The organism is Curtobacterium sp. VKM Ac-2922, from assembly GCF_022815645.1.
Taxonomy (GTDB): domain Bacteria; phylum Actinomycetota; class Actinomycetes; order Actinomycetales; family Microbacteriaceae; genus Curtobacterium.
The window spans coordinates 182,960-205,663 of the sequence record NZ_JALGRO010000001.1; the positions used below are offsets into that span (position 1 = coordinate 182,960).

Here is a 22,704-nt window from a genome sequence, read left to right on the forward strand (position 1 = left end):
GGAATCCGAACTCATCGGGTGGCCTCCTTCTTCTTCGCGTGTCGGGCGACCGGGATCGTGATGCCGCCCGGCGGGGTGTCGGTCGGGGTCGGGGTCCAGCGGATGCGGTCCACGCGGCGGCCGTCGAGTCGCTCGACGCGGAACACCCCGTCCTCGAGCGGGACCTCGTCGCCGACCACCGGAAGACGGCCGAGCGTCGACATGATGAACCCGCCGACGGTCTCGTAGGGACCGTCCTCGGGCACGGTGACCCCGGCGCGGTCCTCGAGCTCGTCGGGGCGCAGCAGTCCGGGGAACGTCAGCCAGTTGCGGGAGCGCACCACGTCGATGCGGGCGCGGTCGTGCTCGTCGGAGACCTCGCCGACGATCTCCTCGATCAGGTCCTCGAGCGTGACGACGCCGGCCGTGCCGCCGTACTCGTCGACGACGATGACCATCTGGTAGCCGCGACCACGGACCTCGGTCAGCAGGGTGTCACCGGGCATGGTCTCGGGGACCCGCTCGGCGTCGGTCATCAGCGCACCGACGGGGACCTCGGGGCGCTTCTCGCGCGGGACGGCGACGGCCTGCTTGACGTGCACGATGCCGACGACGTCGTCCGCGTCCTCCTCGATGACGGGGAAGCGGCTGAACCCGGTGCGTCGCGCCAGGGCGATGACGTCCTCGGCGGACTCGGACACGCGGATCGTCGACAGGCGGGGACGCGGGGTCATCACGTCGCTGGCGTCGAGCTCGGAGAACGACAGCGTGCGCTGCAGCAGCGTCGCGGTGTCCTGCTCGAGGGAGCCCTCGGATGCCGAGCGGCGCAGCAGCGAGGTGAGTTCCTCGGCGCTCCGCGCGCCGCTGAGTTCTTCCTGCGGTTCGATCCCGATGGCGCGCAACACGGCGTTCGCCGTGCCGTTCAGCACGGCGACCGCGGGCTTGAACACCGTCGTGAACGCGATCTGCAGCGGCACGACCAGGCGCGCGGTCTGCAGCGGGAGCGCGAGCGCGAAGTTCTTCGGCACGAGCTCGCCGAGGATCATCGACAGCAGGGTCGCGATGACGAGCGCCACGATGGAGCCGACCGTCTCGACGACGGGTTCGGACAGGTTCATCGCCAGGAACGGCGCCTCGAGCAGGGTCGCGATCGACGGCTCGAGCAGGTAGCCCGTCAGCAGCGTGGTGAGCGTGATGCCGAGCTGTGCGCTCGACAGGTGCGTCGAGGTGACCTTGAGCGCGGCGATGACCGGCGCCAGGCCGGCCTCGCCGCGGTCACGACGTGCTTCGACGTCGGCGCGGTCGAGGTTCACGAGCGCGAACTCCGACGCGACGAACACGCCGGTGCCGAGCGTCAGCAGGATGCCACCGACGAGCATCAGGACGTCGATGGGGCTCACCGGGTCCACCACCAGTCGGGGTGCAGGCGCAGTGAGTCAGAGCAGCTCACCGAGTGAGCGGCGGATGAGTGAGGCGAAGAAGGATTCGGAGGATCGTCCACAGTGGGTCGATCGTACCGCAGCGCCGCCCCGGAACCCCGGGAATCCGCCCTACTTGGTGACGGATGCTCGATGGTACTGCTGGGGCTCGTAGTCGATCGTGACACCGAGTTCGCGGGCGGCGCGGAGCGGGAAGCCGGGGTCGCGCAGGAACTCCCGGCCGACCATCACGACGTCGGCCTGACCGGTCGCCACGATCTGCTCGGCCTGGAACGCCTCGGAGATCATGCCGACGGCGATCGTGCCGATGCCGGCGTCACGCTTGATCGCCGCCGCGAACGGCACCTGGTAGCCCGGGCCGACGGGGATCGGCGCGCTGCGGACGTTGCCGCCGGTCGAGACGTCGGCCAGGTCGGCACCGTGCTCGTGCGTCCACCGCGCGACCCGGGTCACCTCGTCGAGCGTCAGCCCGCCGTCGGTCCAGTCCGTCGCCGAGAACCGGACGACGACGGGGAAGCCCTCGCCGACCTCGGCGCGGACGGCGTCGACCACGTCGAGCAGGGCCTGCGCACGGTGCTCGAGCGAGCCCCCGAAGTCGTCGGTGCGGTGGTTGCTCAGCGGGGACAGGAACTGGTGCAGCAGGTAGCCGTGGGCCGCGTGGATCTCGACCAGGTCGAACCCGGCCTCGACCGCGCGTCGGGCGGCGGCGGCGAAGCCGAGCGCGACCAGCCGGATGTCCTCGGTCGTCAGCTCGCGGGGCTCGGCGTACCCCTCGAACGCGACGGCCGACGGGGCCACGGTGGTCCAGCCGCCGTCCTCGGCCGGGACCGAGCCCTGCGTCGACGACCAGGGGCGGTACGTCGACGCCTTGCGTCCGGCGTGCGCGAGCTGCACACCGGCGGCAGCGCCCTGCGCGTGGATGAAGTCGACGATCGGGCGGAACGCGTCGCGCTGCTCGTCGTTCCACAGGCCCAGGTCCTGCGGGCTGATGCGACCCTCGGGCACCACACCGGTGGCCTCGACCACGACGGCTCCGGCGCCGCCCTTGGCGAAGCCGCCCAGGTGCACCAGGTGCCACGGCGTCGGGACACCGTCCTGCTGCTCGGCCGAGTACTGGCACATGGGGCTGACCCAGATGCGGTTGCGGACGGTCAGGTCGCGGATGGTGATCGGGTCGAACAGGGCGTGCGTCACGCGGTGGCTCCTTCGCGGGGTGCGTCCTCGGCCAGGCGCTCGAGGAAGGTCCTGAGCCCGGCCGGCGAGACGTGGTGGTGGCCGACGGCGCCGATCGCTTCCGCGCCGGCGGCGTTCTCGGCCCTGTTGTCCACGAACACCATCTGCGCCGGCGCGATTCCCAGCCGGTCGCACGTGACGCGGTAGATGGACGGATCGGGCTTCAGCACGTGCTCTTCGGCGCTGACCACGACGGTCTCGAACAGCGACCCCATCGGGGAACGGCGGTACGGATCGCCGAAGTCGAAGCCCGCGTTCGACAGCAGGGCCACCCGGGTGCCCGCGTCGTGCAGTTCCTCGACCAGGTCGAGCACCTCGGGGTCGACCTCGAACCACCCGGTGTAGTCGATCGCCCACAGCCGGTGCACCTGGCTGACGCTCCAGTGGCGCCCGGTGCGCTCGGCGATGGCGCGCCAGTACTGCAGCACGGACAGGTCGCCGCGGTCCAGGTCGTGCCGGAGCTCCTGGTACACCGGGAACAGCTCGTCGGCGGTCAACCCGGTCGCCTGCAGCAGGGCGTCCCGCGCGGCGACGGGCGTCCGGCTGATCACCTCGCCGTAGTCGAACACGACGACACGACCAGGCAGGGACAGGCTCATGCGGTCCACCGTAACGTGGGGACGATGAACGCCTTCGTGTCCTTCGCCGTGTCCGATGCCGCCGCGTGGACGACCGCGCCCGTGGGGGAGTCGACGAAGTACCGGCGCGGGGTCCTCGGCGTCGCGACGGGGTCCGACCGCTACCCGGGCGCGGCCGTGCTGGGCGTCGACGCCGCGGTCCACACCGGCGTCGGCATGGTCCGCTACGTCGGACCCCGTCGCGCGACGGACTCGGTGCTGGCGCGGCGCCCCGAGGTCGTGGCGGGCGTCGGCCGGGTGCAGGCGTGGCTGGTCGGGTCGGGGATCTCGGCGGACTCGCTGGACGACCTCGACGACACCACCGCGGACGCGTTCCGGCACGCCTCGGACGACGGGGTGCCGGTCGTCGTGGACGCGGGCGCGATCCCGCTGGTCGACCTCGGCGCGCTCGCCGTGCTGACGCCGCACGCGGGGGAGCTGGCGGGCGTGCTCGGCATCGATCGTGAGCGCATCGAGGCCGACCCCGAGGGTTCGGCACTCCGCGCCGCAGAGCAGACGGGCAGCGTCGTGCTGCTCAAGGGCAAGCGGACCCACGTCGTGACGCCCGACGGCGCGGTCCGCCTGGTGGCGTCCTCGGCGACGCCGTGGCTGGCGGCCGCCGGCGCGGGTGACGTGCTGGGCGGAGTGCTCGGCGCACTCGTCGCCACCCGTGCGGGTCGGGGAGCGCTGTCGCCGTCGGACCTCGCGCACCTCGCCGCTGCGGCCGCCGTGGTGCACGGGACGGCGGCCCGTCGGGCGTCCGGCGGTGGTCCCTTCACGATGACGACGCTGATCGAGGCGCTGCCCGGCGTGGTCCGCGACCTGGTGACGACGGGCGACGCCACCGCCTGACGGGCGACGCCCCGACCTGACCCGGAACGCCGATCCGGCACGCCGATCCGCCCCGCCGATGCGGCTTCGCGGGAACACGCACGTCTCGCGGGAGCCCGCATCGATCCCGCCACCGGGGTGCGGGGTGCTCGTGGGAGTCCGGACGGACGGTTAGACAGGGTCCCGAGGGACGACGCGGGGCTCCCATCACGAGTCCGGTTCCGCCCTCGGGAAGCGAACCCACTCACCATGCAGGATGCAGACCACACCGTCAACGAGGACGGTCACCCGACCCCACGTGCCGACCGGGCGCCGCGACGACGCATGCGCGTCTCGCGGTTCCTGCTCGTCACGGCCGCGGTCGTCGCCGCCGGGGTCACCCTCGGGTCCGTGTCGACCGCCGACGCCCGCCCGGCCGTCGGCGACCGGCCCTCGCCCTCCCCGTCCGCCGCCACCCCGACGCCGACCCCGACGCTCGCGCCGCCCACGACCGCGCCGTCGTTCGCCGAGGACTTCGACACGAACGCCGCGTCGGGTGGACAGTTCGCGGCGACCTACGCGAACGCCTGGCAGCCCTACCCCGACGCGATGAGCAACAAGTACTACTCGGGCGAGGTCATCAGCGCGCACGACGGCATCATGGACGTCGCGATGGACGGCACCCGCGGCGCGGCCGGTACCTTCGGCACCCAGCAGGGTGCGTGGTCGCACGTCGGCGGGACGTTCAGCGTCCGCGCCCGTGCCACCGGGGGCGACGACAACGGCGCCGCCTTCATGCTCTGGCCGACGTCGAACGTCTGGTCCGAGGGCGAACTCGACTTCCCCGAGGGCACCTTCCAGGGCACCGTCGGCGCCTTCAGCCACGCGATGACGCCAGGGCAGGAACGGCACCAGAACGGCCTGCACACCACCGCGACCTGGCGCACGTGGCACACCTACACGACCGTCTGGGTGCCGGGGGAGTCCGTCAAGTACTACGTCGACGGCACGCTCGTCTTCGCCGACACCCAGTACGTCCCGACCACCGCGCACCGGTACATGTTCCAGATCGGCAACAAGGGCGAGCCCGGGAACCTGGAGATCGACTGGGTCCGCATCTGGTCGGCCACCGGTGGGTGAGCTGCGGCCCTGGACGCTCCCACGAGACGGACTGGAGGCGCGGTGCCAGCTGGCACCGCGCCTCCCGTTGCGTCGTTCGGTCCGGCGTCAGGCGGCGCTGATGCGTGCAGCCGTGTCGCGGATCAGGGCGGTCACCGAGGCGCGGACGGCGTCCGGGTCGCTGGCCTCGTGGCGGGCGGAACTGCGGAGCGCCGTCATCACCATGCCGAGCAGCATCTCGGCGGCCTGGGGCGTCGCGGCGTCCGGACCCCACGCGGGATCACGTTCGAGCACCGTGCGGACGGCACCGGTCATCGCCTCGGCGACCGTCGTCATGCGGGTGACCTGGCGGCGCATCAGCTGCGGGAAGCGCACCAGGACCGCTTTCCGGGTCTCGCGCTCGTGCTCGTCGCCGAAGGTCTCGCCGAAGACCAGGAACGCCAGGTCCACCACCGCTTGTGCGGCAGGACGGCCAGCGACGGCCCGCAGATGCGACGCCAGGGTCTCCGGGCTCAGGTCGAGCTCGGTGTGCCCGAGGACCGCGTCCTCCTTGCTGTCGAAGTAGTTGAAGAAGGTGCGCGGCGAGATGTCGGCGCGCGCGGCGATCTGCTCGATCGTGGTGTGGTCGATGTCCTGCTCGAGCGCCAGCGACCTGGCGGAGTCGGCGATCCGGTGCCGTGTCTCGATCCGCTTGCGGTCACGGAGACCGAGTGCAGGGGACGGGTCGGACACAGACATGGCTCGACTGTAACCGGGAAGTCGCAGTGTCTACAGCAGATGCAAACTTGCATTCGTGCAGTGGACAGTACGGTGGGCACATGACGACTCCCGTACTCGAGGCCAGGGGCCTCACGAGGACCTACGGCCGTGGCTCCGCACGGTTCGATGCGCTGAAGGGCGTGTCGCTGGCCGTGCACCAGGGCGAGAGCCTGGCGATCGTCGGCAAGTCCGGGTCGGGCAAGTCGACACTCATGCACCTGCTGGCACTGCTCGACAAGCCGTCCACCGGCGAGGTCCTGCTCGACGGCGCCGACGCGGCGACCCTCAGCGCACGCCAGGTGAACCGCACCCGCAACAGCACGTTCGGGTTCGTGTTCCAGCAGTTCTTCCTGACGCCCAAGACGTCGGTGCTCGACAACGTCGTGCTGCCGCTGAAGATCGCGGGCGTCTCCGGGGCCGAGCGGAAACGTCGGGGCATGGCGGCGCTCGACGCCCTCGGGTTGGCGGACAAGGCCAAGAGCGACGCGAACGACCTGTCCGGCGGGCAGAAGCAGCGCGTGGTCATCGCGCGGGCACTGGTGGGGGAGCCGAGCGTGATCTTCGCCGACGAGCCGACCGGCAACCTCGACACCAACACTGGTGAGATCGTCGAGGACCTGCTGTTCGGCCTGCAGCGCGACCGGGGCATCACGCTCGTGGTCGTCACGCACGACGAGGAACTCGCCGCGCGGTGCGACCGGAGCGTCAACGTGCGCGACGGGCTCATCGTGGGCGGGTCGGACGGCACGGCGGGGGCACCCGCTCCCGCTGCTACCTCGACGCCAGTCGCACCCGCGTCGGCATCCGCTTCCGCCGTCCCGGACCAGCCCGAGCACCACGGAAGGCACTCCGCATGAACGCCCTCGACCTGCTCCGCACCGCGGTGGGCAACACCTTCCGCTCCAAGCTGCGCACCACGCTCACGGTGATCGCGATCTTCATCGGCGCGTTCACCATCACGCTGACCTCGGCCATCGGCACGGGCGTCGGCAACTACATCGACACCCAGGTCGCCTCGATCGGGGACACCGGCACGCTGACCATCACCAAGACCGCCGACACCGGGTCGACCGACGGCGGGCCCGCGAAGTACGACCCCGACGAGTCCAGCCAGAGCGTCAACCGTGGCCCGGCGTCGTTCGCCTACCTGTCCCAGTCGGACGTCGACACGATCGAGAAGGTCTCCGGCGTGAAGAACGTGCGCCCCGCTGTCGCGCTGGCCCCGAAGTACGCCGAGTACGACGGCAACGGCAAGTACGTCGTGTCCCTGACCGCCAACGCGGGTGAGATCAAGGCCGACCTTGCCGCGGGGAAGCAGCTCGACGACAGCGCCTCCGGCAACCAGGTGATCCTGCCGACCAACGACCTGAAGTCCCTCGGGCTCGGCAGCGCGAAGGCCGCCGTGGGCAAGGAACTGACCTTCGCGGTCGACGACTACCAGGGCAAGGAGCACACCCTGACCGCCACGGTCGTCGGTGTGCAGAACGAGTCGCTGTTCGGCGGCGGTGCAGGGGCGAACGCGCCGCTCACCGACGCCATGCAGTCCGCGCAGGAGACCGGCAAGCCGTCGTCGATCGCGACCTCGTACGCCAGCGCATCGGCCACGCTGGCATCCGGTGCGTCGGCGTCGACCGTCAAGAGCGCCCTGTCGAAGGACGGCTACACGGGGCAGACGATCCAGGACCAGCTCGGCCAGTTCCAGACGGTGATCAACGGGATCGTGGGCATCCTCAACGCCTTCGCCGTGATCGCCCTGGTCGCAGCCGGCTTCGGCATCATCAACACGCTGCTGATGAGCGTGCAGGAACGCACCCGCGAGATCGGGCTGATGAAGGCCATGGGCATGGGTGGCGGCAAGGTCTACACGCTGTTCTCGCTCGAGGCCGTCTTCATCGGGTTCCTCGGCAGTGCGATCGGCGCCGGTGTGGCGATCGGGCTCGGCACGGCGATCTCGAACGTGCTGGCGGGCACCGTGCTCAAGGACCTGCCCGGGCTGCAGATCCTGCAGTTCGCACCGTCCTCGGTGATCACGATCATCCTGGTCGTGATGCTCATCGCCTTCCTGGCCGGCACGCTGCCCGCCCGTCGCGCCGCGCGGCAGAACCCGATCGAGGCCCTGCGCTACGAGTAGCCCGTCCCGATCACGCAGCGGGTCCCGTCCGGCGCGGACGGGACCCGCTGCGTGTGCCTGGTGTCAGCACCGTGGTGGCGTACGGACGGGACCTCGGTGACGGGTACTCGCTGACGCTCCGCGACCTGACGACGGTGCGACCCGTGCACGAACTCGTGCTCGCGAACCTCGACCGTCACGGCCGCCGACAACGTGCGCGGCCGTGCCTGGCGGAGCGGCTCGGCTGCGTGCACGAGGGGACCCTGCGGAGCGGGATGCCGCTGGGGGAGCGGCGGGTCGACGTCGCCGTCTACGGCCTGGTGTTCTGACCCGGTCGGCTCGGTTGCCGGAGCGCGCTGACGGCTCGCGGTGTCGGATGCCTGCGGCGTCGCACCCCTCGGCGGACATCGCGCCCCGGTGTGTCGGGGTGCGATGCGTCGCAGGGGGTGCGATCCGTCGGCTCAGCTGCCGGACGTGGCGTGCGACCAGACAGCAAGGGTGCCGAACGCGACGAAGCACGCCACCGCGATGATCCAGATCGCCAGGGCGACCGCGTTCAGCAGGATGCCCCAGCCGGCACGCCCACGGGCCATCGGTTCACGCCCGCGGGACATGATGCCGAGGACCAGCCCGACGATCGGCGCGAAGAACGTCCACCCGGCGAGCAGCGAGCAGATGCCGAGCACCAGGCTGGCGGTGCCGAGGCCGGTGCGGGAAGAAGCGGGGTAGGTGACCATGCGTCCAACGGTAGGGAGACCGACCACGGCGAGTCGTCCCTCCCGGCGGTGATCCGGGTCACCCTGCGGACGGAGGTTCGTCCTCCGCCGGTATCGTCGAGGGCATGGCTCTGTTCGGACGGCGCGGCAAGGACTCGACCGAGCGACCCATCAGCCAGGTCGAGCTGAAGCGGGCGGTCGACGAGGGGTTCCTGATCTCCAAGGCCGCGGTGACGATCGCCGTGGCCAACCGCATCATCACCACCTCGCTGCGTGACCAGGGGTTCTTCGACCACGCCGTCGCCGCCGAGTCCGTGCGCGAAGAACTGCACCGGATGGCAGAGGAGCAGCGCGGCGACGCCGAACGCATGCGGGACATCCGCGCGAAGGCGCTCAAGCAGAAGGGGCGATCGAAGCACCAGCACGACTACAAGCGCGGCGACGACCTGGCGCTCCGGATGCGCGAGGCCACCTACGACCGCCTGGCCGACATGCTGGACGGCCGCCGGGACGACCAGGGGTTCGTCGACCGCATCGTGCTGGCAGCCCGTGCCCGTGCGTGGGACGACATCGGCACCACCGTGGTCGGGCGGCTCGGGTGGGCGCAGCGTCCGGAAGCGGGCTACGAAGTCGGCCGCGACGACCGCGTGCAGGAGATGCTCGAGCAGGACTTCGCGGCGCTGCTGGCGGAGCACCCCGTCGGGTCCGGGCCGAGCGCGCTCGAGGACACCGACGAGCCGGACGACCTGGACGAGCCCGACGCGGGCACGGACCCGGCGAGTGCGGACACCGCGCGCTCCTAGCGGGCGCGCCCGTTCGTCGCCGGCCGGAGCCAGGCCACCCCGAAGGCGCTGACAGCGCCGACGACGGCCAACGCTGCTGTTGCTCCGCCGAGGCGTGTGGGCAGGGGCCCTGTGACGTCAGCAACAGCGATGAGGACGATGGAGAGCGCGATCGCAGCCCCGCCGCACGCGGCGGCCACGACGAGCATCAGGACGGAGAGCAGGCGCATGAGGGGGGTTCCTGCTCTGACGTGGTCGCTGCGACCAGCTTCGGGTTCTGGGTGGGGCTGACCGACGCCGGCACACCGCGCCATCCGCGTCTCAGCTACGAGACCACGCTCTGGCAGCCGCGCATGGTCCACGCGTTCCCGTGGCTCCGAGGAGTGCGGCGAAAGCAGCTCCACCACCGGCTCGACGAGGTCCGTCGCTTCCGCAACCGGCTCGCACACCACGAGCCGATCGTGCGTGCGCCCCTCGAGCGGATACGGGACGACGTCCTCGAGATCGCGGGCTTCGTCCACCCAGAGGCAGAGCGGTTCATCCGAGGCGCCAGCCGGATCGACGACGTCCTCGCCCGGCGATCCCATGTCCTCGAGAACGGCAACGCGATGATCTGATCAGGGACCGCGGGCCATGCTGGTCGAGCACGGGTGGACGACACGGACAGGAGCGCACGCGTGGTCGATGCGGTGGTGGTCGGAGCGGGACCGAACGGGCTCGCGGCCGCGGTGACGCTGGCGCGCGCGGGACTGACGGTCGAGGTCGTCGAGCGCAACGACACGATCGGCGGGGGAGCCCGCACGGCCGAGCTCACGCTGCCCGGGTTCCACCACGACGTGTGCTCCGCCGTGCACCCCATGGCGTTGCAGTCCGAGTTCTTCCGACTGTTCGGCCTGCAGCACAGGATCGAGCTCCGCCTGCCCGAGGTGCAGTACGGCCATCCGCTCGACCACGGTCGCGCGGGCATCGCGTACCAGGACCTCGAGCGCACGGCCGCGGAGCTCGGTGTCGACGGCCCGGCCTTCCGGAGTCTGATGGGACCGCTTGCGCAGCACGCCGACCGGGTCGCCGACTTCACCACGGACGCCCTGCTGCAGGTTCCCCGCCACCCGCTGACGGTGCTGCGCTTCGGCCTGCGGGCACTCGAGCAGGGGACCGCCGCGTGGAACGCCCGCTTCCGGCAGGACGTCGCCCCGGCGATGGTCAGCGGGGTCGCGGCGCACTCGATCCAGCACATGCCGTCGCTGTCGACCGCGGCCGCCGCACTGTCGCTCGGGTCGTACGCGCACGCCCGTGGCTGGCCGGTGCCGATCGGCGGCAGCCAGGCGATCGTGGACGCGCTCGCCGCGGACCTGATCGCCCACGGCGGCACGATCGAGACCGGTCGCGAGGTCCGATCGCTGGGTGACCTGACCCCCGCCAAGGCCGTGCTGTTCGACACGAGTGTCCCCGGCATGCTGCGGATCGCGGGAAGTCAGATCCCGTCACCCCGACGTGGCGCGCTCCGTCGGTTCCGCTTCGGCAACGCGGCGGCGAAGGTGGACTTCGCGCTGTCGGACGCCGTGCCGTGGGCGAACCCCGAGCTGCGTCGTGCCGGCACCGTGCACATCGGCGGGACGCGGCAGGAGATCGCCGAGGCCGAGGGCGCCGTCGCTCGCGGGCAGCACGCCGACCGGCCGTACGTCCTGGGCGCCGAACCCACGGTCGTCGACCCGTCCAGGGCGCCCGCCGGCAAGCACGTCTTCTGGGCGTACGCGCACGTGCCCGCGGGATCGGACGTCGACCCCACCGAGGCCGTCACCCGGCAGATCGAGCGTTTCGCCCCGGGCTTCCGCGACACGGTCCTGGCCTCGAGCTCGCGGACCGCGGTGCAGATGGGCGAGTACAACCCGAACTACGTCGGCGGTGACATCGCGGCGGGGGCGGCGAGCTTCTGGCAGCTCGTCAAGCGTCCGGTGCTGTCGAGCGACCCGTGGCGGATGGGCGGCGGGATGTACCTGTCGTCCGAGGCTGCCGCGCCCGGACCGGGTGTGCACGGCATGGCCGGCTGGCATGCCGCTCGCAGTGCCCTGCGGCACACGTTCGGTCTGTCCGGGGACGTCGACCTGAGTCCGGAGGAGTGACCACCATGGCCAAGAACGTCCGCATCCTGCGCTGCACCCCCGAGGACGTCTTCGCCGTGCTCCGCGACGGTTGGCTCTACCCCACGTGGGTGGTCGGCGCCTCGCGGATGCGCGGCCAGGACCCCGGCTGGCCCGCGGTCGGCACCGAGATCCACCACTCGTTCGGCATCTGGCCGCTCGTCATCGACGACACCACGACCGTGCTCGAGCACGACGAGCCACGACGACTGGTCATCCAGCCGCAGGGCTGGCCGATGGGCGAGGCCCGCGTCGAGATCGACGTCGAGCCGCATCCGCGCGGCTGCCGGGTCACCCTGCGCGAGAACCCGGTGCGGGGGCCGGGCACCCTGGTGCCCCGCTTCATCGCGCAGCCGAGCATCTGGATCCGCAACCACGAGAGCCTGCGTCGGCTCGGCTGGGTCGCGACCGGTCGCGCCGGACGCGACTGAGCATCGGACGCGACTGAGCGCCGAACGCGACTGAGCGCCGGACGGGAGGCCCGGTGCCAGCCCGCCCCGGGCCTGGCGTCCGCGGTCCGGTCGCCTACACGGCGCGGCTGAACTCGCTCGCGCGTCGCACCTGGTCCTCGGTGAGCGCGACGCCCGTGTAGCGCTCGAACTGTCGCGCTGCCTGCAGCGCGATCACCTCGGCGCCGGTGACGACGTGCTTGCCAGCGGCCCGACCGGCGCGCACCAGCGGGGTCTCGGACGGGAACGCGACGACGTCGAAGACGGTGTGCGCCGCGTCGATGCGGGCCGGCTCGAACGCGAGCGTCTCCGCCTGGTCGCCGTCCATGCCGATCGGCGTGACGTTGACGAGCACGTCGGCGTCACCAGCTTGCGACTCGGTGCTCGCCCAGTCGTAGCCGTACTGGTCGGCCAGCGCCGGACCGGTGTCCGCATTCCGGGCGACGACGGTCAGGTGGTCGAAGCCCGCGCCGCGGAACGCCGCGGTGACGGCTTTGGCCATGCCACCGGAGCCGCGCAGCAGCACGCGGGACGCGGGGTCGACGTCGTGCGATGCCAGCAGTGCGGCGACTGCCTCGTAGTCGGTGTTCGAGGCGGTGAGCACGCCGTTGTCGTTCACCACGGTGTTGACGGACTGGATCGCGGCCGCCGAGGCCTCGATCGTGTCCACGAGGGGGATGATCGCCTCTTTGAAGGGCATCGACACCGAGCAACCACGGATGCCGAGCGCGCGGATGCCCGTGACGGCACCCGGCAGGTCATTCGTGGTGAACGCCTTGTACACGAAGTCCAACCCGAGCTCGTCGTACAGCACGTTGTGGAAGCGGGTGCCGATGTTGCTCGGTCGGGCGGCGAGCGAGATGCAGACCTGCATGTCCTTGTTGAGGATGGGCATGCCGGCAGTCTCCCACGGCCACGCCGATGGAGCGGTCCACACCGACGGCGGCCGCGACCAGGGGTAGCGTCGATGCCGATGAGTGATCTTCCTGAGACCATGCGAGCCGTCCGTCTCGATGCGTGGGGGGACCGGAGCGTCCTGCACGTGGCCGACGTCCCCGTACCGACCGTCGAGCCCGGACGCGTGCTCGTCCGGGTCCGCGCCGCCGGCATCAACCCCGGTGAGTCGGCGATCCGCCAGGGTGTGTTCGGCGGTGACCTGCCGTCCGGGCAGGGCACCGACTTCGCCGGCATCGTCGTCGCGGTCGGCGAGGGTGTCGACGGGATCGACGAACACGAAGAGGTCCTGGGCTGGTCGTGGGACCGCGCGAGCCAGGCGGAGTACGTGTCCGTCCCCGCCGAGCAGGTCGTGCAGAAGCCCCGCCTGCTCGACTGGAACGTCGCCGGTGGGCTGGACGTCGTGGCGACCACGGCGGCCGCAGCCGTGCGCGCCGCCGACCCGAAGCCGGGGGAGACGGTCGTCGTCTCCGGCGCTGCCGGCGGTGTCGGCGGCTTCGTCACGCAGCTGCTCACGAACGAGGGCATCGACGTGATCGCTGTCGCGTCCGAGGCCAACCACGAGTGGCTCGCGTCGAAGCGCGCCCGCCCCGTCGCCTACGGGGACGGACTGCAGCAGCGCATCGAGGAGCTCGCCACGAACGGTGTCGACGCGCTCATCGACACGCACGGCGCCGAGTACGTGCACCTCGGCATCGCGCTCGGGATCCCGGCGGACCGCATCGAGACGATCATCGCGTTCGAGGCCGCTGCCGAGGTCGGGGCGAAGGCCTCCGGCAGCGCCGACACCGCCGACCCGGAGATCCTCGGCGCGCTGGCGCAGATGGTCGCCGAGGGTGCGATCGAGGTCCCCGTCGCGGCGACCTACCCGCTCGAGCGGGTGCAGGACGCGTTCGAGGAGCTCGAGCAGGGCCACACGCGGGGCAAGATCGTCCTGATCCCGTAGCGGCTCGATGACGTAGCGTCTGCGTCATGAAGTCACTCACGCGCCCTCGTTCCGGTCGTCTGCTCGCAGGCGTGTGTGCCGGCATCGCCGACCGACTCGGCCTGCCCCGGCTGCTCGTCCGCGTCGTCTGGGTGATCCTGAGCCTGTTCCCGGGCCCCCTGTGGATCGCCTACGTCGTGCTGTGGATCCTGATGCCCGGCGAGGGCGGTCGCCGCCGCTGAGTGCCGCTCGGACGGTTGACCGTCCGGACGGATTAGGGTGGCGGACGTGCCGGTCTCCGTCTTCGATCTCTTCAGCATCGGTGTCGGGCCGTCGAGCTCGCACACCGTCGGGCCGATGCGGGCCGCCGCCGCCTTCGCCGAGCAGGTCGCCGCGCTGCCGGTCACGACGATCCGCGTCGACCTGTACGGCTCGCTGGCGTCCACCGGCCAGGGCCACGGCACGCTCGGTGCCGTCGCGGCCGGGCTGACCGGGGAGCAGCCGGAGACCGTCGACCCCGACGCGATGGCGGCCGCGCTCGACGAGCTCGAGCGCACCGGCGTCCTGCGGCTGTCGGGCGGACAGACCGTGCCCTTCCGCCTGCGTGACGTCGTCCAGCACCCGCTCACGATGCTGCCGCGGCACCCGAACGCCATGCGGTTGCGAGCGTTCGACACGAGCGGGTCCGAGATCGCCGTCGAGACGTACTACTCCGTCGGTGGCGGGTTCATCACCCGCGACGGTGCGGACGAGCCCGCTGCGGTGAGCGAAGCGGCGATCCCGGTCGTCGACGCCGTGCCGCACCCGTTCTCGAGCGGTGCCGAGCTGCTGGCCGCCTGCGCCCGGACCGGCCTGCCGATGAGTGGGATCGCGCTGGCGAACGAGACCGTCACCCGCTCCGAGGAACAGGTCCGCTCCGGCCTGCTCGGGATCCACGCGGTGATGGAGTCGTGTGTCGACCGCAGCATCCGCCGTGTCGGCACGCTGCCCGGTGGGCTGGACGTCCGTCGCCGCGCCGCGACCTGGCACGAGCAGCTCGTGCGGGACGACCCCGACCACGACCCGCTCTTCGCGATGGAGTGGGTCAACCTCACCGCGATGGCCGTCAACGAGGAGAACGCCTCGGGCGGGCGGGTCGTCACCGCGCCGACGAACGGTGCGGCGGGCATCATCCCCGCCGTCCTGGCGTACGCACTGACCTACGTGCCGACGATCACGCCGACGATGCGCGACGACGCCGTCGTACGGTTCCTGCTGACCGCGGGCGCGATCGGCTCGATCTACAAGGAGCGCGCATCGATCTCGGGCGCCGAGGTCGGCTGTCAGGGCGAGGTCGGCTCCGCGGCGTCCATGGCGGCGGCCGGACTCGCCGAGCTGCTGGGCGGGACCCCGGAACAGGTCGAGAACGCCGCGGAGATCGCGATGGAGCACAACCTGGGGCTGACGTGCGACCCGATCGGCGGCCTGGTGCAGATCCCGTGCATCGAACGGAACGCGATCGCGGCGAACAAGGCGATCAACGCCGCGCGCATGGCGTTGCGTGGCGACGGCGTGCACCACGTGTCGCTCGACCAGGTCGTCGAGACCATGCGGCAGACCGGGGCCGACATGTCCACCAAGTACAAGGAGACCGCGATGGGCGGTCTCGCGGTGAACGTGCCCCTGTGCTGAGGGCCCGACGGCACTGAACCCGACCGACCACGGTCGCGGGCGACGGGGGCGGGCGTGCACCGGGCCTCCAGGTCGACCCGAACGGCTCGACCCGAACGGGGGCGCGACGCGTCGCGCTGCCACGCGTTAGCGTGCTGGCGACCCAGGCGCACCGCATGGGCGCGTGCCCACGGACCGGGCACCGGACCGAGTCATGGAGTGACCACCGATGCCGTACCGCCCCCTCGCCCTGCTCGCGGTGACTGCGTTGGCCGGCAGTCTCGCCGTCGGCCTCGCCGCCCCGGCATCCGCGGCCGAACTGCCCACCCCGGCGCCCGCGAGCACCGGCGGCCTCCCGACTCCTGCCGGTCCCACGACCGGCAGGACCCCGGCCGACACGGCGGTCGACCTGACCGTCGTGCTGCGTCCCACCGACCGCGCCGCGCTCCGGCAACTGCCGACGGCGACCGCCGGCGCCGGTGTCGACGACCGCGGTGACGCAGTCGACGCCGTCGCACCCGCGGAGCAGCACGGGACGCTCGTGCGGACGGCGCTCGCCGCCGCCGGGTTCACGGTGACGGACCTGGACACCTGGGAGCTCGAGGCAACCGGGACCGCGGCCCAGGCCGAGGCACTGTTCGGCGTCCAGCTGCTCGGTTCCGGCGACGGCATGCACCCGACCAACGACCCGGTGCTGCCCGCGTCGTTCGGCGACACCGTGACCACCGTCCTCGGGCTCGACACGCGTCCGGCCGCCGCGCACGCCGCCGTCCCCGGTGGGTACGCGCCCGCCGACCTGGCACGCGCGTACGCCGCGTCCGGTGACGCGAACGCGGGTGCCGGCACGACGGTCGCCACCGTCCAGTTCTCCGGGTGGGACCGCAACGACCTGGTGGCCGAGGCCGCCGCCGTCGGCCGCCCCGTCCCCGCGATCGACCAGATCGCGGTCGACGGTGCCGACGTGCACCGGTTCGACGGCAGCGGCGGCGAGACCGAGGTCGCACTCGACCAGCAGGCGCTGCTGGCCACCGCCCCGGCGGCACGGCAGCGCGTCTACGTCGCACCGAACTCGTTCCAGGGCATCTACGACAGCTACAGCCGGATCGCCGACGACGTGCAGCAGGCCGGCATCACCGCCGTCAGTGTGTCGTGGGGATCGTGCGAGTCACTGACCTCGGCCGGCGCCCGTGCCGCGTTCGACGACGCACTCGACCGGATCGTCGCCGCGGGAGCCACGGTCTTCGTCGCCTCGGGTGACGACGGCGCCGACTGCCCGACCGGTCCGCGGACCTCGGTGCGCTCGGTCACCTACCCGGCCTCGTCGCCTGCGGTCGTCGCCGTGGGCGGCACCTCGCTGACGACCTCGGCATCGGGGACCCGCGAGACGGCATGGGGCAACGCGTACGGTGCGAGCGGCGGTGGGACCTCGACCGCGTACGCCCGGCCCGCGTGGCAGACCGGCCCGGGCACCTCGGGCACCAAGCGCCTGGTGCCGGACATCGCCTCGACGGCTGATCCGACCAAGGGACTCGGTATCTCCCTGGGCACCGCGCACGGCTTCGTGTCCGGTGGCGGCACGAGCCTGGCGTCGCCGGTCGTGGCGGGACAGCTCGCCGCGACGCTGAGCGCACGGGGCTGCACGCAGGGGATCGGCGACCTGCACCAGACGTTCTACGCGAACCCCGGAGCGTTCCGCGACGTCACGTCAGGGTCGAGCGGCAAGTACGTCGCGGCGCGGGGACACGACCGGGCGACCGGACTGGGGACGCCGAACTGGGCGGCGCTGGCGAGGGTGCTCCCGACGGGATCGTGCGCTGCCGCAGGGTCGGGCGGATCCGGTGCCACTCCCGCGGTTCCGGCCGGGTCGGCGGCCGCCGCCGGTGCCACGGCCACCGGGATCACCGGGTCGGCCGTCGCGGTGCCGTCCGGGACCTCGATCCGGTCGCCGCACGGGCTGTACTGGCTCGACCTGCAGACGGACGGGCGGCTGGTGGAGTGGGGCGGCAGCGGCGTGCTCTGGTCGACGCCGACCCGGTCACCCGGGGCGACGCTCACGGTGGGGACCGACGGCACGCTCGTGATCCGTTCCACGTCGGGTGCACCGGTCTGGACCGCGGGCACCCCCACCGACGGTGCCGCGCCGACCCTGCAGGTGACCGACCTGGGTGTCGTGCAGCTGGTGCGGGGCAGCACCGTGCTCTGGCAGCAGGCCCCGGCGGCACGCGACCGGCTGGTGCCGGGCGGCAGCCTGGTGCCCGGCCAGGAGATCCGCGACACGGCCGGGCGCCAGCAGTTCCTGCTGCGCGTGGACGGACAGCTGCGGATCGTCCTGAACGGCAGGACGGTGTTCGCCGTGTCGGGTGGACGGAACGCCTCACTCCGCGTGCAGGCCGACGGCAACGTCGTGCTCTACGACGCGACCGGCGGGGCGAAGTGGTCGACGCGGACCAACCGGTACGGCGGGAAGGGCATGCAGCTGCAGATGCGGACGAACGGTGACCTGGTGCTGATGCAGGGGACCACGATGCGCTGGCACTCGGGCACGACGGGCTGAGGTCGGCGCTGGTCGCGCGGGCGCGACCAGGGTGTCCAGACACGGCGGCGTACCGTCGCGGTCATGAGCGATCCGGACCGCGACCACCTGGACGACGGCGTCGACATGACGTTCGACGAGCGGCGACACGACACGCTCCGCCGGATGTCCGGTTCGAACGACCACGACGAGGCGCCACGGGTCGAGGTCGACGAGCTCGCGGACGGGACCGTGCGGATCGACGTCGCGGACTCGGCGGCCGTGCGACCCGGCGGGACGGACCCGCACCGCCGCGACCGCCGCTGAACCGGGGTCAGGGCGTCAGCAGCACCGCCATCGCGAGCAGGGCCATCGCGGTGACGCCGATGATCCCGAGGGCGACGACGGCGAACGCCCCGGGGGCCGGGGAGCCCTGCGGAGGCCGGTGGTGACGTGGTGTGACGGTGGTCATGTCCCCACCATCGAGCACGGGACGGCCGTGGACATCGGCCGCTGGGTGGAAGTGTCGTCGGCCGGGTGACTGAACCGCTGTCACGCACGGACGGTGGTACACGGCATGATCGTCGGCGTGCACCTCGTCCTCAGCCGTGCCGACGGCGGCGTCCTCGCGACGCCCCTGACCGATGCCGGAGCGCCCGACGGGGCACCGTCCACGGTGACGGACGCGGACCTGCCGGCCTTCGTCGCACGGCACGAGGCTGCCGGCGTGCGATGGGTGTGGGACGACACCGCGCGGTGGTACCCGCTCGTGCTGGCCGCCGGTGGTCGGGTCGCCAGGTGCGTCGACCTGCGGCTGGCGCACCGGATCCTGCGTGGGGCGCTCGCAGCTCGTGGGTCCGCGGTGCAGGCGGCGCCGGAGTCGTCGTGGGACCGCGCGACACCGCCCGAACGCCCGGCGCGACCGACCCAGGCGGCGCTGTTCGACGACGCGCTGTTCGCCGGCACGCCCGTCGCTGACGACGTCGACCCCGTGGCCGAGCTCCGTGCACAGCTGGCGGCGATCGCCGGGTCGACCGATCCGGGCGCGCTCCGGTTGCTGGTGGCCGCCGAGTCCGCGGGTGCGCTCGTGGCCGCCGAGATGCGCTTCGCGGGGCTGCCCTGGCGCGCCGACGTGCACGAGCGGCTGCTCGAGGACGCCCTCGGACCGCGGGTGCCCTACGGCGTGCGGCCCCGACGGCTCGAGGAGGTCGCCGACACCCTGCGTGCAGCACTCGACGACCCGGGGCTGAACCCGGACTCACCGGCCGACGTCCTGCGCTCGCTGCGGCGCGCGGGACTCGTGGTGGACAGCACGCGCAAGTGGGAGCTCCAGCAGCTCGAGCACCCCGCCATCGAGCCGCTGCTGGAGTACAAGCGCCTGTACCGGCTGATGACGGCGAACGGGTGGGGATGGCTCGACGAGTGGGTGCGGGACGGACGATTCCACCCCGAGTACGCGGTCGGCGGGGTCGTCACCGGGCGCTGGGCGGCGAACGGCGGGGGAGCGATGCAGCTGCCGAAGACCATCCGTCCCGCGGTCGTGGCGGACGACGGCTGGAAGCTCGTCGTGGCGGACGCCGCACAGCTCGAGCCGCGGGTCCTCGCGGCGATGGCCGGCGACCTCGACATGGCCCGGGCGGGCGACGGACGCGACCTGTACGACGGGGTCGTGGCGTCCGGCGCCGTCGAGACCCGGCAACAGGCCAAGGGCGCGATGCTCGGAGCGATGTACGGCGCCACCCAGGGCGAGGGCGGGCGTCTGGTGCCACGCCTGGCGCGGGCCTTCCCCCGGGCGCTCGACCTGGTGGCGCGTGCCGCGGCAGCCGGGGAACGCGGCGAGCCGGTGACGACCCGACTCGGGCGGACGTCGCCGATCCCCGACCCGACCTGGTTCGAGGCACGCAACCGGGCGTGGTCGGTCGAGGGGACCCCGGCGATGCAACGGTCGGTCGAGTCGCGGGCACGCAGCTGGGGGCGGTTCACACGGAACTTCGTGGTGCAGGGGACGGCGGCCGAGTGGGCGCTGTCGTGGATGGCGTCGCTCCGGACCCGGATGGCCGCGCGGTACACCGGACCGCTCGGCGACGGCGCGCACCTGGTGTTCTTCGTGCACGACGAGATCGTGGTGCACGCCCCGGCGGCCGATGCCGAGTGGGTGGCAGCGCAGGTCGTCGCTGCTGCGGACGAGGCGGGCCGGATCCTGTTCGGGTCGTTCCCGATCACGTTCCCGCTGTCCGTGACGATCGTCGACGACTACGGCAGCGCGAAGGACTGAACGCCAGAACTTGAATTACAAGCCTGTAAGTTCAATTTTGGGGCGAATTGGTTGAACTTGGCCTCTAGTTCTTCAAGTATCGGCACGTAGAATTGCATGATGGACGTCGCTCGATTCCGGAACAGTCCCGTGGGGCAGCTCGTCCCGATCTCGGGGACAGACGGCCGCTCGGGTCTCGCGTACGAGCACGTGGCATTCGTACCGGACCTGCTCGGAACGGAACCGCTCCTGAGCGGGACGACCTGGAGGTCGGTCGCTCGAGCGAACCGGGCGCTCGGTGCTCTGGATCAAGGGGCGTCGCTGATCCCGAACCCCGGCATCCTCCGACAACCCACCCTCAGCCGCGAAGCACAGAGCACGTCGGCACTCGAAGGCACCTTCGCCCCGCTCGACGACGTCCTTGCAGCCGAGGCGGTCGGGGGTGGCGGGCGATCGGCTGCGCTCTCCGAAGTGCTGAACTACGTCGCCACGGCAGAACTCGGGTTCAGTTGGGCGGAGGACCGAGGAGTCACCGTCGGGGTGCTGGAGCACCTGCAAGGCGTACTCGTCCGCGGGACCTCCGCAGACACCGCCCAGGCGGGGAGGATCCGAGAAGTCCCTGTTGCGATCGGATCCCCAGGTGGTGGCATCGAAGAGGCACGATTCGTGCCGATGCCACCCGGAGTCGCACTGCGCAGTGCGGTCGGCGACTTGACGAACTGGATCAACGACGCTCCGGAGCAGGAGATGGACCCAGTCGTGGCGGCAGCGATGGCCCATTACCAGTTCGAGACCCTCCACCCCTTCAACGACGGCAACGGTCGCCTGGGGCGACTGCTGATCGTCCTGCAGTTCATGCGCTCTGCAACCCTGGCGCAACCGCTGCTCAGTGTCTCTCCGTGGTTCGAAGCGCGGCGGGAGCGCTATCAGGAAGGGCTTGCAGGAGTGAGTGCCACGGGAGCGTGGGACGCCTGGATCTCCTTCTTCGCTGAGGGCATCGAGCAATCCGCCATCGACACAGGCGCGCGGATGGCCGATCTGCTCGCGGTGCAGGCGGAGTACCGCGAGCGCATCCGAGCAAGCGGAACACGCGGGATCGTGTTGGACATCGCGGACCTGCTGGTCGGTTCTCCGTTCGTCACGGTGCCGATGCTCGCCAGGTCGACAGGCAGGACCTACCAGGCAGCCAGCAATGCCGTCGCACGGCTCGTCGAGCTCGGGATCCTGACAGAGGTCGAGCGCCAGGGCGTTCGCGTGTTCCGCGCCACCGACGTGGTTCGGGTCACGTCTCGGCCTGCGACCGTCCGAGCGGGCGGTCGCCGCTGACGCCGTCTGCGCGCACACGGCCGCCGCCGGGCAGGCTGGGTCGATGACCGAGGACGCCCGCCGAGAACACCGCACCGTCGGCGACGTCGACCTGACCACCTGGCGCACCCGCGCCGGCCGGACCGCGGCCGGCGCCTGGGTCCGACTGGGCGAGCGTTTCGGGGCGCTGCCGCTGCTCGTCGTCACGCTGCTGATCGGCATCGCCGTCGCCGCGATCGGGACGTGGGCCGCGTCCGAGGTCTACGAGGGCGTCCGCCAGGCGGACGACGCCGCCGTGCTCGACCGGCCGGTCCTGGACTGGATGATGACGCTCCGCTCGCCCGGTGCCGACACGGTCGTCACGTGGTGGACGAACGTCGCGGGGACGATCGGGATGCCGATCGTGGCGCTGGGGTTCCTGGTCGGGTTCACGATCCAGCGTCGTGCGTGGACACCGGTCGTGCTGCTCGTGGCCGCGAGTGCGGGGTCGCTGCTGATGACGGTCGCCGGCAAGGACCTGATCGGCCGGGCCCGTCCGCCGCTCGCCGATGCCGTCCCGCCGTACGAGCACTCTCCGTCGTTCCCGTCCGGGCACACCCTCAACGCGACGGTGGTCGTCGGCACGATCGTGTACCTGTTGCTGCTCCGCGAGAGCCGTCGGGTGACGCGGGTCTGGACGGTGGTGCTCGGCACGGCGTTCGTCGTGTCCGTGGGGTGCTCGCGCGTGTTCCTCGGGCACCACTGGCTGACCGATGTGCTGGCGGCGTGGGCCCTCGGGGTGGCGTGGCTGGCGATCGTGATCACGGCGCACCGGCTGTACCTGACGACCCTGCGGCATCGTGAGGAGACCGCGCCGGACGGCTCCGAGTCGGTTCTCCACAGGGGGTCCTGACGGAGGCCGGGGGCTGATCTCACCTCGTGACGAGGTCAGTGGTCTGAGTCGCGTACAG

General features: G+C 71.8%; 25 protein-coding genes. 17 read left to right on the forward strand and 8 right to left on the reverse strand.

Annotated elements, in window-relative coordinates; all coding sequences use genetic code 11:
- Positions 1-11: 11 nt before the first annotated feature.
- The 3 genes from MT346_RS00810 to MT346_RS00820 all read right to left on the reverse strand — a co-directional run bounded on the left by MT346_RS00810 (position 12) and on the right by MT346_RS00820 (position 3,250).
- On the reverse strand, positions 12-1,358 hold the full coding sequence (locus MT346_RS00810; protein ID WP_243561066.1) for a hemolysin family protein: 1,347 nt from the start codon (positions 1,356-1,358) through the stop codon (positions 12-14).
- A gap of 171 nt (positions 1,359-1,529) precedes the next feature.
- Positions 1,530-2,612 (reverse strand): NADH:flavin oxidoreductase/NADH oxidase, encoded by a 1,083-nt coding sequence (locus MT346_RS00815; protein WP_243560768.1) that lies wholly within the window; start codon positions 2,610-2,612, stop codon positions 1,530-1,532.
- Positions 2,609-3,250, reverse strand: coding sequence for an HAD family phosphatase (locus tag MT346_RS00820; RefSeq protein WP_243560770.1), 642 nt, complete (start codon positions 3,248-3,250; stop codon positions 2,609-2,611). Before MT346_RS00820 ends, MT346_RS00815 begins: the two co-directional genes overlap by 4 nt.
- 24 nt (positions 3,251-3,274) lie before the next feature.
- Between MT346_RS00820 and MT346_RS00825 the strand changes: the two genes are divergently transcribed.
- Together MT346_RS00825 and MT346_RS00830 are read left to right on the forward strand one after the other, a co-directional pair.
- Positions 3,275-4,120, forward strand: a complete 846-nt coding sequence (locus tag MT346_RS00825) for an ADP/ATP-dependent (S)-NAD(P)H-hydrate dehydratase (RefSeq protein ID WP_243560772.1) — start codon at positions 3,275-3,277, stop codon at positions 4,118-4,120.
- Positions 4,121-4,348: 228 nt separating this feature from the next.
- A complete protein-coding gene (locus MT346_RS00830; protein WP_243560774.1) occupies positions 4,349-5,218 on the forward strand; it encodes a glycoside hydrolase family 16 protein in 870 nt (289 codons plus the stop codon).
- An 87-nt stretch (positions 5,219-5,305) separates the two neighbouring features.
- On the opposite strand, the gene MT346_RS00835 is transcribed toward MT346_RS00830, so the two are convergent.
- Positions 5,306-5,935, reverse strand: coding sequence for a TetR/AcrR family transcriptional regulator (locus tag MT346_RS00835; protein WP_243560776.1), 630 nt, complete (start codon positions 5,933-5,935; stop codon positions 5,306-5,308).
- Between the two features lie 80 nt (positions 5,936-6,015).
- Between MT346_RS00835 and MT346_RS00840 the strand changes: the two genes are divergently transcribed.
- Genes MT346_RS00840 through MT346_RS00850 form a run of 3 tightly spaced genes read left to right on the forward strand, consistent with a single transcriptional unit; the run spans position 6,016 to position 8,395 of the window.
- The gene (locus MT346_RS00840; RefSeq protein ID WP_243560778.1) at positions 6,016-6,813 is read left to right on the forward strand and encodes an ABC transporter ATP-binding protein; all 798 of its coding nucleotides are present in this window, start codon (positions 6,016-6,018) and stop codon (positions 6,811-6,813) included.
- Positions 6,810-8,087, forward strand: a complete 1,278-nt coding sequence (locus MT346_RS00845; RefSeq protein ID WP_243560779.1) for an ABC transporter permease — start codon at positions 6,810-6,812, stop codon at positions 8,085-8,087. The genes MT346_RS00840 and MT346_RS00845 overlap by 4 nt, the downstream gene beginning before the upstream one ends.
- 53 nt (positions 8,088-8,140) lie before the next feature.
- The gene (locus MT346_RS00850) at positions 8,141-8,395 is read left to right on the forward strand and encodes a hypothetical protein (RefSeq protein ID WP_243560781.1); all 255 of its coding nucleotides are present in this window, start codon (positions 8,141-8,143) and stop codon (positions 8,393-8,395) included.
- Positions 8,396-8,527: 132 nt separating this feature from the next.
- Here the strand turns inward: MT346_RS00850 and MT346_RS00855 are convergent, their stop codons facing one another.
- Positions 8,528-8,803, reverse strand: coding sequence for a hypothetical protein (locus MT346_RS00855; RefSeq protein WP_243560783.1), 276 nt, complete (start codon positions 8,801-8,803; stop codon positions 8,528-8,530).
- Between the two features lie 104 nt (positions 8,804-8,907).
- Between MT346_RS00855 and MT346_RS00860 the strand changes: the two genes are divergently transcribed.
- Complete coding sequence (locus MT346_RS00860) at positions 8,908-9,585, forward strand: hypothetical protein (protein ID WP_243560785.1); 678 nt, start codon at positions 8,908-8,910, stop codon at positions 9,583-9,585.
- Here MT346_RS00860 and MT346_RS00865 read toward each other — a convergent pair.
- Entirely contained in the window at positions 9,582-9,794 is a 213-nt protein-coding gene (locus tag MT346_RS00865) for a hypothetical protein (RefSeq protein ID WP_243560787.1), read from the reverse strand. The two genes, MT346_RS00860 and MT346_RS00865, sit on opposite strands and share 4 nt — an antisense overlap.
- Positions 9,795-9,815: 21 nt before the next feature.
- Between MT346_RS00865 and MT346_RS00870 the strand changes: the two genes are divergently transcribed.
- Genes MT346_RS00870 through MT346_RS00880 form a run of 3 tightly spaced genes read left to right on the forward strand, consistent with a single transcriptional unit; the run spans position 9,816 to position 12,136 of the window.
- Positions 9,816-10,181 (forward strand): hypothetical protein, encoded by a 366-nt coding sequence (locus MT346_RS00870; protein WP_243560789.1) that lies wholly within the window; start codon positions 9,816-9,818, stop codon positions 10,179-10,181.
- Between the two features lie 60 nt (positions 10,182-10,241).
- Positions 10,242-11,687, forward strand: a complete 1,446-nt coding sequence (locus MT346_RS00875) for an NAD(P)/FAD-dependent oxidoreductase (RefSeq protein WP_243560791.1) — start codon at positions 10,242-10,244, stop codon at positions 11,685-11,687.
- Between the two features lie 5 nt (positions 11,688-11,692).
- Positions 11,693-12,136, forward strand: coding sequence for an SRPBCC family protein (locus MT346_RS00880; RefSeq protein ID WP_243560793.1), 444 nt, complete (start codon positions 11,693-11,695; stop codon positions 12,134-12,136).
- A gap of 94 nt (positions 12,137-12,230) precedes the next feature.
- Here MT346_RS00880 and MT346_RS00885 read toward each other — a convergent pair whose 3' ends face one another.
- Positions 12,231-13,049 (reverse strand): shikimate 5-dehydrogenase, encoded by an 819-nt coding sequence (locus MT346_RS00885; RefSeq protein WP_243560795.1) that lies wholly within the window; start codon positions 13,047-13,049, stop codon positions 12,231-12,233.
- Between the two features lie 78 nt (positions 13,050-13,127).
- On the opposite strand from MT346_RS00885, the gene MT346_RS00890 reads away from it, so the two are divergent.
- The 5 genes from MT346_RS00890 (at position 13,128) to MT346_RS00910 (ending at position 18,522) form a co-directional block, all read left to right on the forward strand.
- On the forward strand, positions 13,128-14,054 hold the full coding sequence (locus MT346_RS00890; RefSeq protein WP_243560797.1) for an NADP-dependent oxidoreductase: 927 nt from the start codon (positions 13,128-13,130) through the stop codon (positions 14,052-14,054).
- Positions 14,055-14,080: 26 nt separating this feature from the next.
- Complete coding sequence (locus tag MT346_RS00895; protein ID WP_243560799.1) at positions 14,081-14,275, forward strand: PspC domain-containing protein; 195 nt, start codon at positions 14,081-14,083, stop codon at positions 14,273-14,275.
- Positions 14,276-14,321: 46 nt separating this feature from the next.
- Positions 14,322-15,704 (forward strand): L-serine ammonia-lyase, encoded by a 1,383-nt coding sequence (locus MT346_RS00900; RefSeq protein ID WP_243560801.1) that lies wholly within the window; start codon positions 14,322-14,324, stop codon positions 15,702-15,704.
- Between the two features lie 208 nt (positions 15,705-15,912).
- Complete coding sequence (locus MT346_RS00905; protein ID WP_243560803.1) at positions 15,913-18,237, forward strand: hypothetical protein; 2,325 nt, start codon at positions 15,913-15,915, stop codon at positions 18,235-18,237.
- 63 nt (positions 18,238-18,300) lie between these two features.
- Positions 18,301-18,522: a multidrug transporter gene (locus MT346_RS00910; protein WP_243560805.1), complete on the forward strand. Its 222-nt coding sequence runs from the start codon at positions 18,301-18,303 to the stop codon at positions 18,520-18,522.
- 7 nt (positions 18,523-18,529) lie between these two features.
- On the opposite strand, the gene MT346_RS00915 is transcribed toward MT346_RS00910, so the two are convergent.
- Complete coding sequence (locus MT346_RS00915; protein WP_243560807.1) at positions 18,530-18,667, reverse strand: hypothetical protein; 138 nt, start codon at positions 18,665-18,667, stop codon at positions 18,530-18,532.
- Positions 18,668-18,784: 117 nt separating this feature from the next.
- Between MT346_RS00915 and MT346_RS00920 the strand changes: the two genes are divergently transcribed.
- The 3 genes from MT346_RS00920 to MT346_RS00930 all read left to right on the forward strand — a co-directional run bounded on the left by MT346_RS00920 (position 18,785) and on the right by MT346_RS00930 (position 22,646).
- Entirely contained in the window at positions 18,785-20,470 is a 1,686-nt protein-coding gene (locus MT346_RS00920) for a bifunctional 3'-5' exonuclease/DNA polymerase (protein WP_243560808.1), read from the forward strand.
- A gap of 129 nt (positions 20,471-20,599) precedes the next feature.
- Complete coding sequence (locus MT346_RS00925) at positions 20,600-21,775, forward strand: Fic family protein (RefSeq protein WP_243560810.1); 1,176 nt, start codon at positions 20,600-20,602, stop codon at positions 21,773-21,775.
- A 43-nt stretch (positions 21,776-21,818) separates the two neighbouring features.
- The gene (locus MT346_RS00930) at positions 21,819-22,646 is read left to right on the forward strand and encodes a phosphatase PAP2 family protein (protein ID WP_243560812.1); all 828 of its coding nucleotides are present in this window, start codon (positions 21,819-21,821) and stop codon (positions 22,644-22,646) included.
- The last annotated feature ends 58 nt before the right edge of the window (positions 22,647-22,704 follow it).

Excerpts from the sequence above, each read along its gene's own strand:
- MT346_RS00810 (WP_243561066.1), bottom strand. The coding sequence starts at position 1,358 with ATGCTCGTCGGTGGCATCCTGCTGACGCTCGGCACCGGCGTGTTCGTC.
- MT346_RS00820 (WP_243560770.1), bottom strand. The coding sequence starts at position 3,250 with ATGAGCCTGTCCCTGCCTGGTCGTGTCGTCGTGTTCGACTACGGCGAG.
- MT346_RS00825 (WP_243560772.1), top strand. The coding sequence starts at position 3,275 with ATGAACGCCTTCGTGTCCTTCGCCGTGTCCGATGCCGCCGCGTGGACG.
- MT346_RS00830 (WP_243560774.1), top strand. The coding sequence starts at position 4,349 with ATGCAGGATGCAGACCACACCGTCAACGAGGACGGTCACCCGACCCCA.
- MT346_RS00835 (WP_243560776.1), bottom strand. The coding sequence starts at position 5,935 with ATGTCTGTGTCCGACCCGTCCCCTGCACTCGGTCTCCGTGACCGCAAG.
- MT346_RS00840 (WP_243560778.1), top strand. The coding sequence starts at position 6,016 with ATGACGACTCCCGTACTCGAGGCCAGGGGCCTCACGAGGACCTACGGC.
- MT346_RS00845 (WP_243560779.1), top strand. The coding sequence starts at position 6,810 with ATGAACGCCCTCGACCTGCTCCGCACCGCGGTGGGCAACACCTTCCGC.
- MT346_RS00855 (WP_243560783.1), bottom strand. The coding sequence starts at position 8,803 with ATGGTCACCTACCCCGCTTCTTCCCGCACCGGCCTCGGCACCGCCAGC.
- MT346_RS00860 (WP_243560785.1), top strand. The coding sequence starts at position 8,908 with ATGGCTCTGTTCGGACGGCGCGGCAAGGACTCGACCGAGCGACCCATC.
- MT346_RS00865 (WP_243560787.1), bottom strand. The coding sequence starts at position 9,794 with ATGCGCCTGCTCTCCGTCCTGATGCTCGTCGTGGCCGCCGCGTGCGGC.
- MT346_RS00880 (WP_243560793.1), top strand. The coding sequence starts at position 11,693 with ATGGCCAAGAACGTCCGCATCCTGCGCTGCACCCCCGAGGACGTCTTC.
- MT346_RS00885 (WP_243560795.1), bottom strand. The coding sequence starts at position 13,049 with ATGCCCATCCTCAACAAGGACATGCAGGTCTGCATCTCGCTCGCCGCC.
- MT346_RS00890 (WP_243560797.1), top strand. The coding sequence starts at position 13,128 with ATGAGTGATCTTCCTGAGACCATGCGAGCCGTCCGTCTCGATGCGTGG.
- MT346_RS00895 (WP_243560799.1), top strand. The coding sequence starts at position 14,081 with ATGAAGTCACTCACGCGCCCTCGTTCCGGTCGTCTGCTCGCAGGCGTG.
- MT346_RS00905 (WP_243560803.1), top strand. The coding sequence starts at position 15,913 with ATGCCGTACCGCCCCCTCGCCCTGCTCGCGGTGACTGCGTTGGCCGGC.
- MT346_RS00910 (WP_243560805.1), top strand. The coding sequence starts at position 18,301 with ATGAGCGATCCGGACCGCGACCACCTGGACGACGGCGTCGACATGACG.
- MT346_RS00915 (WP_243560807.1), bottom strand. The coding sequence starts at position 18,667 with ATGACCACCGTCACACCACGTCACCACCGGCCTCCGCAGGGCTCCCCG.
- MT346_RS00930 (WP_243560812.1), top strand. The coding sequence starts at position 21,819 with ATGACCGAGGACGCCCGCCGAGAACACCGCACCGTCGGCGACGTCGAC.